Consider the following 16538-nt stretch of genomic DNA (forward strand, 5'->3'; position numbering starts at 1 on the left):
ATCAACTTTTTATCTCACCTGTTTACGCAACTCTTGATCCAGCCATTCCAGTGCTGCACGCAGCTTGTCCAGAGGAACTTTCTCATAACGATCACCCGTAGACAGTTCAAAGGCACAGCTGTTTCCACTTGTTTTGTTCAGATATGAAGTCATTCCTATGCCATACTGCTGAGCCATTTGCACAAGAATTGGTTCAACTTCGGCCGCAGCGAGCGCAAAGTGCACATGGAACATATTGGATACCGGCACCTCGGGCAAGGTTTGTATTCCGTGACACGCATTCAGTAAGAATGCGAGTTCTTGAGCCTGCTCGTAATACAACTCCATTTTGCCAATCCGTTTATTGAAATAATACTGAGAACTCAGAATATACGGATACAGGCCAATCAGATCTCCGCCGTGCCGACGTTTCCATACTTTCGATTCTTGCATCACATCCGGATCACCCGCCAATATAGCCCCCGCAATACCTCCAATGCCTTTATAAAAGGAAACATACACCGTATCAAACAAACTGCAAATCTCCGCAGGCGTTTTCTCATAATAAGGAGTAATCTCAAACAGGCGTGCCCCGTCCAGATGCAGCTTAATCCCGCGTTCACGGCAATAGGCCGAGATCGCTTCCAGTTCTTCATACGCCGGTAATTGCCCACCAATCTCGCGTTGCGGAAGTTCCAACAGCAGACAGGCAATGTCCTGATCAAGCGCTTGTACATCTTCCAAACAAATCAAACGATCCTTGTCCGCAAGTAAAATTGATTCAATCTGATGCAACTCTTTCAGTCCGTCTTCCTCATGGATTTCCAGATGACACAGAGGGTGATAAGCTACTCGTTTTACATCTTTGCGGTCACACCAGATCCGTAATGCAATCTGCTGCGCCATCGTTCCACTTGGGAAAAACACTGCCGATTCCTTGCCAAGAACGTCAGCCATCTGTTGCTGAAATTCTTCAATGAGTGGGCCGTTCCCGTAGTGGTCACTGAACAACTCTCCATCGATCTGGTCCAGTACGTTCTGAAGTACCTTCACTTGGCGACTGCCATGACCACCTACAATAAAGTCTGCCTGATTAAATGCATCACCCAACGTTAACGCAGTTTCTTTCAAGATCACTCACTCCTTTATAGTGCATGTTCATAAACGGACTTTTTGAACAACCTCTTATAGTTCTGGTTCTGTAATAATCTCAACCAAAGCGCTGAGCGCACTAGATATATGTTCACCACGGGAATACACAAATCCTACTTCCAACCGACAATAAGGATCAGGCAATGATAACACTGCAATCTCGCCTCTTAAATTTGCTTTGGTAACCGAAGAACGTGGCAGCAATGATACACCGAGCCCGGCAGATACACCATTCAGAATCGTGTCCAGTGTTCCATATTCCATGATGTTAAGCGTGTGGATACCCTGATCGTTCAAAAAGGATTCCGCCTGATCGCGATGTGTGCATCCGATCTCAAAAAACAACATCGGCCTGGACAATAACGTGTACATCTCATGTACTCCAGGTTCAGCGATCAACACCAATTCCTCGTCATACATCTTCATATAATTCAGCTCAGGATGATCAATCGGCCCATATATTAAGGCTCCATGCAATTCATGTTGGATAACCTTCTGGTTCAGTTCATGGGTCCCACCCGTGACAAGCGAATGTTTTACTTCCGGGTAACATGAAGTATATTCAGCCAAGAGCGGCGTCAGAAAAGTAGAAGCTGCTGTCTCTATGGCACCCAGACGAAGCATGCCAGCTGGTGGGTTACCCACTTGCGTGGCCTGCTCTGCTTCATATAATAATTCCAATATTCTATCCGCATACCCAAGCAGGTTCTCTCCCGCTGGCGTCAGCGACATCCCACGATTGGAACGATGAAATAGCGGTACTTGCAGTTGAGTCTCCAACTGTTTAATCCGTGTTGTTACATTGGACTGCACATAATTAAGTGAGAGCGCAGCTTTACTGATACTACCTTCGCGGGCAACCGCCTGAAATATTTTCAAATCACCTGCATCCATACCCTGATCACCTGCTCGTCGTTATATCGGCATTCTGCATCATCCGATTCATGCAAAGTGCTTATCTATTATTTTCAATGATACTGACAATCATTTTTGTTCATTTTACGTGAATCTGCTCCGTCTGTACAATGAGGCTCAGTAGTGAAGTCTGGCTACATAGACAGGAGGAATATTAAACATGAAAGCTATTGTCCATTCGGGCCAGAGCGGCCTTGCAGGTCTTCAATATACAGAGTCAATCTCTCGGGCACCAGAAGCCGGGGAAGTGCAGATTCAATTAAAATCCGCTGGTATCAACCATCGGGATCTATTCATCATGGCAGGACGCGGAACCCAGGACACCCCGCTCATTCCCGGTTCCGATGGAGCAGGTATTATCGTAGCGATTGGCGAAAGCGTAAGAGGGTTCGCGATAGGGGATGAAGTCATTATCCATCCTACACTCGGTTGGGAACATGCATCTGAAGTGCCCATCGTGCCCGATATTGTTGGTGGCCCTACGGATGGAACGCTGGCGCAATATATAACCTTGCCTGCTGCAAATGCCCTGCCTAAGCCAGCCCACCTATCCTGGGAGGAAGCAGGTGTGCTGTCCCTTTCAGCGCTGACGGCCTATCGCGCCTTATTCACTCGCGGCGTATTAAAGCAAGGTGAACATGTGCTCATTCCCGGTATTGGCGGTGGTGTAGCGACCTATGCCCTGCTCATGGCCGTTGCGGCTGGTGCCAAGGTGACCGTCACCTCCAGAAATGAAGCCAAAAGAAATGAGGCACTGCGCTTGGGTGCTACCCATGCATTGGATAGTCATGCCGATTGGAGTACGCAGAACGATCTGGAACCTGTGGACATCATCTTGGATAGCATCGGACAAGCCATGTTCCCAAAATATTTTGATATAATCAGACCAGGTGCACGTATCGTGATGTATGGTGCAAGCTCGGGGGATGATCTGACTGTACCCATTCGCTCTATCTTCTTCCCGCAGATCAGTCTGATCGGCACCTCTATGGGCAGCCGTGAGGAGTTTATCCAGATGCTGCAATTCGTGGAGCAACATGACATACATCCTGTAATTGATGGCGTATATCCGTTGCAATACGTAGCAAAAGCATTCGAACGCATGGAAAAAGGCGAGCAGTTTGGTAATCTGGCTATCCTTATGGAGTGACATCTATTTTGAGATGGGCCTTCATGAATTGTTGAAAATTAGTTAACGATAATGGGGTGAATCCATCTGACCCGTCTCGCTAAACGTATACTAATTGTTCTTATTACTATTATCATTTTGGCCCAAATTCCTATGTTAAAAGAAACCTTAGCCCGAGGAGTTACTACGTTATATGTGAAGATAAAGTATCCCGAACATTCCTTTCAATTCCAAGACTTCATCTACGAGTCTCATTTCGGAAACTATATCATTTCTTATACTGATCAAGACGAACAACGCATTAGTCTGATGCTTGAGCCCAATTTTTTTCCGGCGCTCATTACGTATGATCCATTGAATCAACCCATGGAATGACTAGTTTGTTCACACTATGAATCATTCAGGAGGTATCGATATGGACAATAGATTACATTTGGTAGAATTGGTTCGCAAACTGATGGACTCTGAAGGAACGGAAGCCGAGTTGGATGACATGTTAACGGAGCTACAGCAGCAGGTTCCACATGCGGAGATCAGTAATCTGATTTTCTGGGATGATCGAGACCTGACACCTGAACAGATTGTGGAAGAAGCCTTGGCTGCCCGTCCCATCCTGCTTCCACCCCAATCTTAATATTCTTCAGGAGGTGGACAATAGGATATGTCTGACATGTCTGATATGAATCATAATAACAATGATGAACACCCTGATTTTAACGAAATCAGTGGTGAAGAAAACATATTAGTCAGAGGAGCTGCCTTTGCTATTCTTGTTGCACATCAACAAGTTAATGGTGCAGCATCTGCGTTAGAATCGCTTCAATCCGACCCTGATTTTGGCTCTTCTGCAATGCGGGTACTGCAATCGAAACAACGAAGTAATAATCAATAAACCAAGTTTACCCTCCCCAATTTCCATAATTTCGTTATAATGGTAAGCAAGACACCATGCAATTGGAGGAGAATTATGGAAACGGAAGCTTTACGCAACGTGGAACAACTAGCTCTGAAGAAACACAAGATTTACAAACAAAGTTTAATCAGGTACCTCGCACGCTCCATGCTGGCCAGTATGTTTATCGGATTCGGCGTCATCGTGGCGTTTAAGACAGGTAACTTCTTTTATATGGAGCAGTCCCCATTTACCTATCCGATGGCGGCAATTACGTTTGGCGCGGCCATCATTCTGATCGCCTATGGCGGGGGTGACCTGTTCACGGGCAATACGTTTTATTACACGTATGCGGCGCTGCGCAAGAAACTGCGCTGGTTCGAAGTGATCAAACTGTGGATTGCGAGTTATAGCGGTAACCTGATGGGTGCAGCCGTGTTTGCCCTGTTAATCTACCTGACCGGATTGTTCGATTCGTCTCAGGTGAATGGTTTTCTGTTAAGCGTGGTAGAACACAAAATGGAAGTTCCAACCATGCAGCTCTTTTTCCGCGGAATTCTGTGTAACTGGCTTGTATGTATGGCGTTCTTTGTCCCGATGTTCATGAAGGAGAATGGAGCCAAAATGTTTGCCATGATGCTCTTTGTGTTCTGCTTCTTCATCTCGGGATACGAGCACAGCATCGCCAATATGTGTACGTTCGCGATTGCACTCGTGCTGAACCATCCGGGGACGATCTCAATTGAAGGTGTGATCCACAACCTGGTTCCCGTGACTTTGGGTAATCTCGTGGGCGGTGTGTTGCTGATGGGCTTTATGTATTATGCGGTGAACAAACCGTTTCTGGATGAAGAGACACATTAATCTCTGGCAAAAAAAGCCCTCCTTCCAGCCCGGTCCTTCGACCGTGGCGAATCGGTAAGGAAAACACAAAACACCCCGGCAACCTTCCCATCTCAGGGAGAAGGTTGCCGGGGTGTTTCTCTACGGGCAGGCTCACGGATAAGCCGCCTGCCCTCCACACGCATAGCCATGTGATACACAACCACATGGCTCCATGCGGTGGGTCGGCAAGCAGGCCGCAATCAGGTAGCCCTGTGTTGCCCGCTTGCCAACCCCATCCGTGGCTTAGAAGTACTCCCGCCACGGAGTATATTCAATATCGTTGTCGCCGCGCGTGACCACGATCATATTCTCAATTTTGCCCGTCTCCTTATTGGTACGGTAAATCATCGTACGTGTCTCGCCTTCTTCCGGCACGGAGAACAGGAATTTGTCCGCGACGAAGGAAGAACCAAGTCCAGTGGCATGTTCTGTAAAGGCAGAGCCCGTCTTGCTTGTGAGCAGCAGACCAATCCCGTAGGCTGTAGCCGTTTGTGCTGCTTTGCCAAAGAGATGCTCGCCTTGACTGGTCGTGTGCGTTTGCTCCGAATACCTATACTTTTCCGTATCCTTGCTATAGTCCACCACATTGCCCTGTTTATCCAGACTGATGGTGGTTGTTTCGCCCTTGTCGCTTTTCACCTGATACGTACCTACGATGGAATCCTCGGTAATTTTCACCGTCTTGCCCGTATTGGGGTCAGTCTGATAGATTACATCTTCATACTGAAGCCGAATGATGTTCATGCTGGCCTGAATCTGTTGCGCCAGTTCTTCGTCACCCATCTCTTTGGCTTTCTTCAGCATTTCCTCATAGTTCTGGTATTTCTCGGCATCCTTCTCATCCCATTCATCCATGTTCTTTGGTGGACCTGGCGTTTTGTCCAGATCATCGCCTTTATTTTTGCCCATGGTTGATAGCGCCCGCGCTGCGGTCAGCGCCGTCATGATTGCCTGGCTCACCGCCTCTTCATCTGTCGTGCGGAAACGCTCGGCAATCTTCTTAAGCTCCGACTGAATGGACAGAACCAGTTCCAGAACAGATTTCATCGTGCCTTGAGCCGTTGAATAATCGTTATAAAAACGCTCACGCTCCATGCCATCCCAGTTGCTCCGCATGACACTCATCTTACCGTCCAATGTGGACATGAAGCCCGATAATTGCTGATGTGCCTGAGCGAACTGCCCACTGACCGTCTCCAGTTGTTCCGGTGTCACCTTGATCTGTGTCATCCTGCACACTCCTCTTCGTGGTCATTATATCCCGTGGTTAACCAATGTGTTGCCCGAACAGCACTCTCCCAGATCTCGACCAACTTGTCATGATCCTGTTCCCGATATTCAACGACTAACATGTCCAACTTATGCTCCTTTTCTATTAAAAGTAAAAGGTTATGTAAAAGCCCGATCCTGGGATCGGACTTGTTTAATACATCAAATTTGAAATAACTCTACGTTTATTTTACCATGTCCATCATTCAATCTGTACCCATAATTTCCAATCTTGAGTCAACGTTCTACCTCCGTTTTTGGCTTCCAACGGAAGGTTGCTGCCGATTGGGAAGGCAGTATATATCGAAACGAATCTCCGCTCATGACTACATCAAAGGAAACTTCTGCCTCACCCGTGTTAGCTGCAACCAGCACCATCGTTCCATCCGGATTGCGGAAGGTTACGTTCTCGAGCTGGCCCTGTTCTTGCGTAGAGGCAACTCTTACGGCTCCCGGACGTACATAACGGCTGATGTGGCCTAACGCATAATACTCGACATTTCTGATGATTTCATCACGCTCCGGGTCAATCGTCACAACCCCACGACAGTTCTCACAGCCACCGTTCGTGGGTCCACCTTGCGGATCGAGTGCGATGTTCCAGAGCAGTACATTTTTCGCCCAGTTGCGAGGTGCACCAATGATGAGATTGGACATCTGCCAGCTCAGATTCTCGCCAAAATCAGGACTCCACTCCCCACCACTACATTCGGTAAAATAGATATTTTTGTCCGGGAAGCGCTCATGCACTTCCGACATGGCAGATGGATCACCTGCATAACAGTGAAAAGCAGATCCATCGATATAAGCAGCAGCCTGCTCATCACCAAGCACCGTAGCGGTATATTCGACCGCCTGATCCCAGTTATGATCATACGCGATGATTCGCGTGTCCAGTCCCGCATCCTGTAGAGCCGGGCCGAGATAATCCTGAATGAACATCGCTTGTTCTTCAGCTCCCATACTCATACTCGGATATTTATCGGAGGTGAATTCCGGTTCATTTTGCAACGTGATCCCGTAGATGGGAATGCCCTTTGTCTGATAAGCTTTGATATATTTCACAAAATATCTCGCGTACGCTTCATACACCTGAGGATCGTTGTAATCCAGATACCAACCGTTAGTGGTCTTCTCCCCATACTTCATCCAGCCCGGGGCCGTCCACGGTGTGCCCAGTACGTTAAGATCCGGTTTCAAATCAGCTACACGCTCCAGCATGTTCACAACTTCCTGATCCTTTTCGATCGAAAAGGATTCCATGTCATAGTCCTTGCCAGACTCGATATCATCATAGGTATAACTCGAAGCCACACCTGTTTCATCTACCGAATAATCGGAGGCACCAATCGTATGACGCACCATATCCATGTTCAGCCCTTCTGTTGTAAACAGTTCCTTCAGCAGTTGCTCTTGTTGTTCCTCTGGGAGCTCGTTGATCAGATGTGCCGATGAACCCGTCATCGCTGCGCCAAAACCATCCATGGTCTGATACGTCTTGTCCGGGTCAATCTGTATGGTGAACGCCGACGAAGAAATGTCTGGCCCCTGCGTTGAAGAAACTGAAGAACTTGTGTCTGCATCATGGTGATCGGTAATTGGAATGGGCTTCTGTCGTGCAAGCAGATTTTGCTGATCTCCCGTGGTTAACCAGACTTCGGCCGTTCTCTGTTTGTCCACAACCGGTGGCGGAGCGGGTTGTTCACTTCGGTTGAAGATAAGCCAGATTCCTATACCGACAAAACAAACAGCAGCGATCAACAGGATCATCCATCGTTTGGGATATTCTCGCCAACCTATGTTTATCATGCTTCACTCTCCTTCCATTGTGGAAAAAGCCGCGGCCACTAGGCCACGACTCATTTTCCTAATCTATATGAAGTAGAACAAACTGCATTTAACGAAATAACTTCACTGGGAGAACAACCTTCCAATCTCCCTTATTGAACTTTTATTTACCGGACTTGCTTCCGATATTCACACTGCCTGTCAGACGGATATCATCCGATGCACTGCCAACATACACTTGGACTTTACCCTTAGGCATTACCCATTCATGGGATGTTTCATCCCAGTAGGACAATGCGCTGCGATCCAGTTGAATGTTGACCCGCTGCTGCTTGCCTGCCTTCAGATCTATCTTCGCCCAACCAGCAAGCTGCTTCTCTGGCGTTTCAACTTTAGTTGGCAGATTGCCAACATAGACCTGTACAACTTCTGCACCGGCAACTTTACCGGTATTGCGCAGATTCAGGGATACTTCTACAGTTTCCTTATCGCCTTTACCTGTGTTTTTCACATGCAGATTACGATAATTAAAATCGGTATACGACAGTCCGTGTCCAAAAGCAAACGCCGGTGTCATGCCTTCTTTGTCATATCCTTTATACCCTACAAAAATACCCTCGGAATAGTTGCCCACCCCGTTCACACCTGGGAATTGTTCCGCAGTGGATACCGGGGTCTGGGAATCATCTGATGGGAACGTCACCGGCAACTTACCGGATGGATTCACATCACCAAACAGCACACGTGCCACCGCATTACCTTGTTCCTGACCTGCATACCAAGCCTGAACGATGGATGGCACTTCTTTTTGCCAGGAATCCATTTCAACAGCGCGACCACTCATTTGCACCACGATCGTTTTGGGGTTGGCTGCTGCTACCTTGCGGATCAGCTGCTCCTGGTTATTCGGCAACTCCAGGTCGGAACGGTCGACGTAACCTTCACTGTCATACGTACGAGTTACCACGACGGCAACATCGGATTTTTTCGCCAGCTCAACTGCTTTTCGCATTTTAATATCCACAGCGTCGTCTGGAGCTTCCCAGCCAAAACGAACCTGTGCACCCATATCATGATTAGTCTGTACCGGGAAATCCGTACGATACTCAATTCGAATATTGTGGGATTCACCTTCTTTGAATGTGATTTCTTTCTTCGTTGTACTCAATGTTTCACCTTGATTGTCTACGAGTAACTTATCATCCACATACAGTTTCGCAGAACCTAGACTGGTCAGGGACAGTTTATATTCACCCGTTTGCGGTGCTGTGATCGCCCCTGTCCAACGAGCAGACATTTTGGCATTGAATTTCGTTGGTGTCACTGGAAGCTTGGAAGACTGTGCGTTAAAACCTTCATAGTTGTAGAATCCAAGATTCATGTTGACCTGATGATCTGTTCGGACCAAAGAAGGATTACCCTCCATATCTTTATTCGTCCAGTATTCAGCACGCAGACCATATTCCGCACGATCTGTACCATAGTCTCTTTCGCTTTCCTGAGCATCCGCTGGTGATAACAGAGTAGAAGGTACAGCGGATGGTCCATTAAATGCATCTCCTGCGGAGATAGGATCCGTTCCGGCAGCATATTTTACATCCACACCGTTACCGGCACGGTTACGAATGCCTTGAAGCGGACTTACAGTATAAGTCGGATTAACCAGACTGCTACCTCCACCAGCAGCAGATGCGTTATCTGCATCCGGACCGATGACAGCGATGGATTTCACGTTTTTCTTGGACAGCGGCAGCACATTATCGTTGTTTTGCAAAAGAACCATGCTCTCTTCTGCAATTTCACGTGCCTGTTTGCCGTCTTTCTTGGCATTGATTTGTGTATTCGTTACAGGGTTATCAAACAGCCCTTTATCGAACATTTGAAGCAAAATGCGTCTAACCTTCTTATCAATGGTTTGCTCGCTGACTTCGCCATTGTTCACGGCTTCCAGCAATTTGTCTCCCCATTTGCCGTAAGGCTCTCCCGGTGTCTCCAGATCCAGACCCGCATTGGCGGACTTGGTTGTGCTGAAGTTTGCACCGTAGTCACTCATGACAAAACCTTCGAAGCCAAACTGATCCCGAAGGACATTGGTCAGCATCTCCTTGTTCTCACAAGCATATGTACCGTTCACCTGGTTAAATGAACACATTGCTGAACCAAGATCCGCTTTTTCGACCATCGCCTGGAACGGACGTGCATAGACTTCCTGAATGGCACGTTCGCTGGCTGTTGCATTGGTCGTGAAACGTTCCGTCTCCTGGTTGTTCAGGATATAGTGTTTCGCTGTAGCGATAACTGGATTACTTTGAATCCCGTTCACATACGCTGCACCCATGCCGGAAGCCAGTAGCGGATCTTCCCCGAGAGATTCGAAGTTCCGGGAACCCCATGGTGTACGTGCAATATCCAGCCCAGGGCCGAGCACTACATTATGTGTTGTATCATGTGCTTCCTGACCGATCAGATCGCCATATTTCTTGGCCAGATTGGTATCCCAGGAAGCCGCAAGCGCGATGGGTGCAGGCAATGCCGTGGACTTTTTGTCCTGCACATCCGGGTTAGCCACACGTACTCCTGCGGGTCCATCTGCCATCTGTAATGCCGGAATGCCGAGGCGCTCCAATCCATCATTATAGAAACCATAATAGTTATTTACTTTACCGGTTACGAATCCAACTTTCTCCTCCAGCTTCATCTCCTTGAGTAGCAGCTCGGTACGTTCCTCCGCTGATAGAGATTTGTTCATCCAAGGCCGATTGGCCCCAGATTCCGCCTCCGCGGCGAAGGCGTGCAGCGGCATAGCCGCAACCGCCACGATGATTAATAACATAAACCATCGTTTGAGGAAAATCAGATTGAGTCTTCTGTTCATGTTGTAAGTTCTCCTTCTCTCTTGATCATTTTTCTTGTGCACATATTGAATACATGTATACAAGGGAATGCGAACTGGCTTGATCCCAGTCTTTCAAGCATTCAGGTCGTCCTGCACATGGCTTCTGAAACTGCAGCCTGCAAGCAAGTCAGCAGATTTCGCTTCCTAACGATAGCCGACATGATCATGAATTACATCCCCTTAAATTTGGTAAATGACCGATTAGAACAAGCCTAGTTCTTTGGAATCACCATGTTAACAATTCAGATAACAAAACAAGAAAACGAATTATTTACATTTCCGTAACTACTTTCGAACAAATTCTTTACTTTTAAAAACAGTCGGTTCGACCCACTCCCGATCAACCAATTAATGCAATTAATTATCAGATTAAGGAATATATCGACACACTCTGGGTCCTAAGTCTATTTGAAAACGGAACCAATCCGGTCCATTGAAATATCCAAAAATATAAAAGCAACTGAGGTCCCTTTTAACAGGTTCTTCAGCTGCCTTTATGTTGGAATTGCTCCATATTGTTCACTCCGTCCATGATTCTTGTTCTACACTCGTTATATTGAGATTTGAAGTTACTTTGAAAATCGGAGTAGCAAATAAAAAAACCGCCCCACAGGGCGGTTCAATTCTAGTTCGTTCACTTCTAATTCTGTAACTGTGCAAGAATCTGCGGGTCCTTGATCTTTTTATCTTCGGCGAGCAACATCACCTTGGACAGAATCTCAGCTGTTCTCGGATCTTCATCGAGGAATGGCAGGAAGATTCGACCCCGATGCTGACTGTGCACCGGAACAATATGAAGTGCACCTGTGGCTTGTTTGAACACATTACCACTCCCCAGATGAACAGCATACTCACCCAATTCACCATCAATTCGTGCGTAATTCCCGTCCAGACGTACATTGTCGATCTTCAGCAGACGCAACGACTCATTCACAATGACGTGGCGCATCTCGATTGTTGTCAGGCTGGCCTCCGGATCTACGCCTCCCACATGTGCAACACTGACCACAAGATCGATATCACGCATGACTTCGGAGAAGAACGTCAGCGGCACATCTTGCAACGCTACAGGTTTGTAACTCTTGCGATCGTAGAACTGCACCGTCTCCAAGGTAGGTGCTTCGGTATCTGCTGGTGAGAACCAATCTGCCATGGCATAGAGATTCGCGATCAGATTGTGCTCATAACTTACCTTCTGCAGACCTTCCTCATAACTGACAGTCCATTGGCGTCCTTTAAGCAGAGCTACTGCTTTTTTCGGTTGAATCTGATACCCGGCATATCGGCGGGACACCGTACCATTAGCCAATTCGTCCTCGTTAGGAAGATATAGCTCACGGAATACCTGCTTGAACGGCTGACGCTCCTGACGGGTGAACAGATCCCGCTGGAATTCACTCCAGCTTCCGCTCTGATACAGATGAAGCGGATGAGCAATCAACAGTTGATCCTGTTCCGCTAGTGCATGGATCGTACCCTCCAGTCCTGGTGCAACCAAACCATTGGATGATACATCGAATCTTCCCGTCTTGTCACCTGACTGGAAGACAAGTGTTCTTACCAGCGGTTGTATAACCGGATTTTGCATCAGACTGGCAATTTCCTTACGTGTAAAGGACGTTCCGGCAGTCATCGAACGTTCCAGCTCCTGTCGTGCCCGGCGATACTGATCCACCAGATCCGCTTTCAGCTCTTTCAGTTCAGCGATATATCCATCTTTTTTGAACCGGGCAGGTACAGATTTGAGTGTCTTCCCTTTGCTAACGATAACCATCTCGGGTTGGCCTTCCTCATCAATGACCAATTGCGCTGTCGTGTCAGCATCCAATGCATGAGGTTCAAAGAAAGATTTCATCTCATCCAACTTACGTGCTTCCATGTCCCACATCAGCCGCGTAACATCGGCATAACCTGCATTACGAGCAAGATTGCCCAGTGCAATCTGCGATGCCACACCTTCACTGGCACGGCGTTGCGCACCGAATTGTTTGCTCTGCATCAGGAACTTCTGAATGAAGTCGTATCGCTCACGCAGATCCTGTTCGCGATTTACAGCGAATGGAATCAAACTGTAGGTTAACAAATGATCCTTGTTTCGCTTGTCTGACACGGACTCACGCATATCGTCCAATCGAAGCTTGCCCAGTGCAGCATCTGCGAACAATTGGGATCTGCGGTGGTTAGATCCCCCGGAAATGTACTTGGCACAATCGTATAACAGATTGAATCGTTCCTCTCCGACAGCAGCATAGGCTTCTTCAAACCATGCGATATCAAACGCACCTTCATTAAAGTCCTGTGGTGAGATTGGAGAATAGTGGGCCACGATGGTTTCTTTCTCGGCAGTAAAGCGTTCATTAATATGGGCATGGAAGTACCAGGCTGCACTGCGTAGACCTTCCCATCCCAGATGTTTCGCTACAATCTCCATCCACTGCGGGGCGTACATGGCTGCTTCCAGCAATTTTTTCTCATTCACCGGATACTTATGGAGCAACTCCCCAAGACGCTTCTCATCTTCTCCATCCCGTGGATGACAATTCTGAATTAAATAGCTAAACGTCTCTTTACGTGTTGTGTTGTCTCCATAACTATAGATATATCCACGGACAAATGTATCCTGATCCATCGCCGAGACCAGATGTACCCAGTGTTCCATGCCTTCAATTCGATCCAATTTCATGGCAAGTGTGCTTACTTCTGTAGAGAGTTCTCCCCGGGTCAGCTCAATCTCCAGAATGCGATCGACCACCGCATCTCGCAATTGAACAAGCTTCGGATCACTCGCGATCATTTCTGTACGAGTGGATGTTAAGTCCCGAATAAACAACAGACGATTCCCACCGACCAGCACCTGTCGATATATCTCTTGATCATCAATCAGGTTCAACTGGTACGCACGCAGGAAATCTTCAAGTGACAGTAAAGACAGCGGTTGACTACTCTCTACAAGACTGGTGAACTGGTAAGCTGTCTGGAAGAAACGTTTGAAGCTGTTATCGTCATGGATTTTGCCACGAACTACATAATTCCAAGGTCCAGTCAGAATATGAAGCATGCCTGACTCTTTTTCGAGTCGATCAGCAGGCATACTTGCGATGATGGAGGCCCAGGTTTTCTCAGCTATTTCAAACGTGTCGATCGGATCGCTATCCTGAAATGCCGCCGATATCAGTGCCACTACCTGATCCTTATACGTTAACGAATCCAGCATCTGCTGTAGCTTTTCGATGTCATCCAGAGGATAGATCCGTTCGGCAAACGACTTGCGCCAGCCTTCCAATAACGGAATCTTCTGCAATTCGTCATAGTCATACTGCTCACGGAAATAACTGTAATGGTCGCTCAAATTGCCATTGAACTCCCCGAGCTGTATAGCCATGTATAGTTGCATCAGTTCCACACTGTTGAACTCGGCATGTTGAATATAGTTCTCCCATACGTCATGAAGCGGGAACTGTTCCATCTGCTTCATTTCATTCCGCTCTCCATACGGAACCTTGGAGCGAAGACTCGCTCCGACTAACAATGTGTCTTTATAGCCAGCGTAGTATTCCACTTGATACTCATAATCCCTGTGTTCATGCACTAATTCACTAAGTCCCTCCAGAAATGGTCTGGTCTTAAACAGGGAGAGTGTAAAGATATCCTTCGGATTATGGCCCTTGAGATCACGCTTCTCATCCAGCAATGGCTCACGTCGCTTCGGATCAAATAAACCAAATCCATTAGAAACTGTGAAACGACTCCCCTGATCAGTCAGCTTATCCAGTAGTTTCTGTTCCTTGGCAGTGGGTGTCTCAATCAGCTGCGCCAATGGCTGCAATTGCTCCTGCTGATCTATCCGCTCTGGATCTGCCGCAATCTCGGTCAATAATTCTAGCGCACCCAAGCGCTGCAGTTCACTCTTGGCCTGCAAAAGTCGCTTCAGCGAGACCTCCAATTGGTCCACGGGTTGCAGTAACAATACATGAATGACCTTCTGACGAAGTGAGCCTGTTTTGAGCTTCATCAACGCCTCCATCTGTTTCATCTCATCAACCGTCAACGTGAGCAGCTTCGCTTTGGCGAGTGCACTCTCCCGATTACTGATGCTTTTATCAGACAAACTCTCAAACACAAACTGTCTTTGCACCTCATTATCGGGATGCTGAACAAACTGGGACAACAGTTCTCCGCGCAGTTCCGGGCTTAAACGGTCCTTGATTGCGATGACCTCCCCGATCCATTCCGGGTCCATATCATAAGCGGCCAAATATAACATTTTCTTGACTACATCATCCGTATCAATCCGGTAGTGAACATACTCAAGTACACCCGATGGTCCACCTGACCCGCCTTTTGGAATGGCAGCCAGCATCTGTTTGAACCGATCAAAATCCTGACGCCGCAAGCCCTTATCTCCAAGAGCAGGCAATGGCCACACGTAGACGCTACGCTGATTCTCTCCATTCTCGAAACTCCAGTTGTACATATACATCGCATCATAGTTGGTCACAATCCAGTGCATCAACTCGGTATCCTGCGCCTCCAGATAACGACGTGCAATGTCCAAACGAAGCTCCCTGTTCTGGCTGTTAGCCAGTACATATTGAGCAACAATCTTCTGATATAACTGACCTTGATCCATAATCTCGATTATCTTGCTCTTCAATTCATTCTCTTCAATGACCGCTGTCGCCCACAGACTGATAAAGAGTTTGTTGGCGTTAGCTTCCTGCTGCCAGGCCTCGCGTACTTCTGGTTGCACAAGCGCCTGATAGGCCTGTTCAATCAACTGTGCCGCAACACGCTGGTTGGCTGCTTCTATACCGATCCCCGTCCATACGGCAAGCGCTCTTACCACGGAACTGAAACGAATCAGGTTGTTGTCGATAATGATTTTTAATATGTAAATATAGGCTTCCAGTGTCCCTTCATCCATCCGCTCCACAATGCTTTGGCGAAGCCCTTCCTGCAACCTTGCTGCAACGAGTAGCTCACCCACCATCTGATAGGCATCCGCCTGATCGCTCATGAATATACCTTTGATCATTTCATGGGTTAACAACGCCGTCTGATTGTCACCATAGATAATATCATGTAGCGCCTGCTTCATATCTCCGCCCTGATGATCCAGTTCATAAGCGATACAATCCGCCAGGACCCAACGGATCTCATGCAAATAATCCAGCTTATACTCACGAAGTGACACATATTCTTCCAGCGAGAAATTTTTCATTTCCATACGGAACAATCCCATCAGTTTACGGATGACTTGTTCTACATGCTGCTCCGGATCGGATGTGCGGAAAGGGCGGCGTTCATAGTTGTTACTGTATGGGAAACGAGTCGCACGCTCTGCGATATAACGGAATCGTGCAACCAATGACTCGCTCGCCAGATGCTGGAGCACATCCAGTAGTGGCTCGAATAATGGTTTCTGCGTTTCTGGAGCCAACCTTTCAAGCAACTTATCAATATTCAAAAACATCTTTTCGTCTCCACGTAAATACGTAGACCCGGCGATCTCCACAACATAGCCTGCCAGCTCAAGCTGTACCCCTGTTAACGACTTGGCTCTTTCCTGCAATCCATCCATATACACCTGTACTTGCTCTTCCTGATTCATCCTGTTCTCCTCCTTCATCGTT

Annotated in this window: 11 protein-coding genes; 4 read left to right on the forward strand and 7 right to left on the reverse strand. The window is 47.4% G+C overall.

The window, feature by feature from the left end:
• Positions 1-9: 9 nt before the first annotated feature.
• Positions 10-1110 carry a threonine aldolase family protein gene (locus tag PAEAM_RS12005; protein ID WP_100527702.1) on the reverse strand — a complete coding sequence of 367 codons (1101 nt, stop codon included), beginning with the start codon at positions 1108-1110 and terminating at the stop codon, positions 10-12.
• A gap of 54 nt (positions 1111-1164) precedes the next feature.
• Entirely contained in the window at positions 1165-2025 is an 861-nt protein-coding gene (locus PAEAM_RS12010; protein WP_100527703.1) for a LysR family transcriptional regulator, read from the reverse strand.
• 181 nt (positions 2026-2206) lie between these two features.
• On the opposite strand from PAEAM_RS12010, the gene PAEAM_RS12015 reads away from it, so the two are divergent.
• The 4 genes from PAEAM_RS12015 to PAEAM_RS12035 all read left to right on the forward strand — a co-directional run bounded on the left by PAEAM_RS12015 (position 2207) and on the right by PAEAM_RS12035 (position 4931).
• Positions 2207-3196 (forward strand): zinc-binding dehydrogenase, encoded by a 990-nt coding sequence (locus tag PAEAM_RS12015; RefSeq protein ID WP_100527704.1) that lies wholly within the window; start codon positions 2207-2209, stop codon positions 3194-3196.
• Between the two features lie 394 nt (positions 3197-3590).
• Positions 3591-3809, forward strand: coding sequence for a bacteriocin immunity protein (locus PAEAM_RS12025; protein ID WP_100527706.1), 219 nt, complete (start codon positions 3591-3593; stop codon positions 3807-3809).
• 36 nt (positions 3810-3845) lie between these two features.
• Positions 3846-4067, forward strand: coding sequence for a hypothetical protein (locus PAEAM_RS12030; protein WP_165789896.1), 222 nt, complete (start codon positions 3846-3848; stop codon positions 4065-4067).
• Between the two features lie 75 nt (positions 4068-4142).
• A complete protein-coding gene (locus PAEAM_RS12035; protein WP_036606169.1) occupies positions 4143-4931 on the forward strand; it encodes a formate/nitrite transporter family protein in 789 nt (262 codons plus the stop codon).
• 264 nt (positions 4932-5195) lie between these two features.
• On the opposite strand, the gene PAEAM_RS12040 is transcribed toward PAEAM_RS12035, so the two are convergent.
• The 5 genes from PAEAM_RS12040 to PAEAM_RS12055 form a co-directional block, all read right to left on the reverse strand.
• On the reverse strand, positions 5196-6182 hold the full coding sequence (locus PAEAM_RS12040; protein ID WP_100527708.1) for a WXG100 family type VII secretion target: 987 nt from the start codon (positions 6180-6182) through the stop codon (positions 5196-5198).
• Entirely contained in the window at positions 6179-6304 is a 126-nt protein-coding gene (locus PAEAM_RS32480; RefSeq protein ID WP_279303087.1) for a hypothetical protein, read from the reverse strand. Before PAEAM_RS32480 ends, PAEAM_RS12040 begins: the two co-directional genes overlap by 4 nt.
• Positions 6305-6458: 154 nt before the next feature.
• Entirely contained in the window at positions 6459-8030 is a 1572-nt protein-coding gene (locus PAEAM_RS12045) for a glycoside hydrolase family 30 protein (protein ID WP_100527709.1), read from the reverse strand.
• A gap of 142 nt (positions 8031-8172) precedes the next feature.
• Positions 8173-10884, reverse strand: a complete 2712-nt coding sequence (locus PAEAM_RS12050; RefSeq protein WP_100527710.1) for a beta-glucosidase — start codon at positions 10882-10884, stop codon at positions 8173-8175.
• Positions 10885-11545: 661 nt separating this feature from the next.
• Positions 11546-16516 carry a DUF4132 domain-containing protein gene (locus tag PAEAM_RS12055; RefSeq protein WP_100527711.1) on the reverse strand — a complete coding sequence of 1657 codons (4971 nt, stop codon included), beginning with the start codon at positions 16514-16516 and terminating at the stop codon, positions 11546-11548.
• Between the last annotated feature and the right edge of the window lie 22 nt (positions 16517-16538).

Source organism: Paenibacillus sp. GM1FR, assembly GCF_002803315.1.
Lineage (GTDB): Bacteria > Bacillota > Bacilli > Paenibacillales > Paenibacillaceae > Paenibacillus > Paenibacillus amylolyticus.

Excerpts from the sequence above, each read along its gene's own strand:
- PAEAM_RS12010 (WP_100527703.1), bottom strand. The coding sequence starts at position 2,025 with ATGGATGCAGGTGATTTGAAAATATTTCAGGCGGTTGCCCGCGAAGGT.
- PAEAM_RS12015 (WP_100527704.1), top strand. The coding sequence starts at position 2,207 with ATGAAAGCTATTGTCCATTCGGGCCAGAGCGGCCTTGCAGGTCTTCAA.
- PAEAM_RS12025 (WP_100527706.1), top strand. The coding sequence starts at position 3,591 with ATGGACAATAGATTACATTTGGTAGAATTGGTTCGCAAACTGATGGAC.
- PAEAM_RS12030 (WP_165789896.1), top strand. The coding sequence starts at position 3,846 with ATGTCTGATATGAATCATAATAACAATGATGAACACCCTGATTTTAAC.
- PAEAM_RS12035 (WP_036606169.1), top strand. The coding sequence starts at position 4,143 with ATGGAAACGGAAGCTTTACGCAACGTGGAACAACTAGCTCTGAAGAAA.
- PAEAM_RS12040 (WP_100527708.1), bottom strand. The coding sequence starts at position 6,182 with ATGACACAGATCAAGGTGACACCGGAACAACTGGAGACGGTCAGTGGG.
- PAEAM_RS32480 (WP_279303087.1), bottom strand. The coding sequence starts at position 6,304 with ATGTTAGTCGTTGAATATCGGGAACAGGATCATGACAAGTTGGTCGAG.
- PAEAM_RS12045 (WP_100527709.1), bottom strand. The coding sequence starts at position 8,030 with ATGATAAACATAGGTTGGCGAGAATATCCCAAACGATGGATGATCCTG.
- PAEAM_RS12050 (WP_100527710.1), bottom strand. The coding sequence starts at position 10,884 with ATGAACAGAAGACTCAATCTGATTTTCCTCAAACGATGGTTTATGTTA.
- PAEAM_RS12055 (WP_100527711.1), bottom strand. The coding sequence starts at position 16,516 with ATGAATCAGGAAGAGCAAGTACAGGTGTATATGGATGGATTGCAGGAA.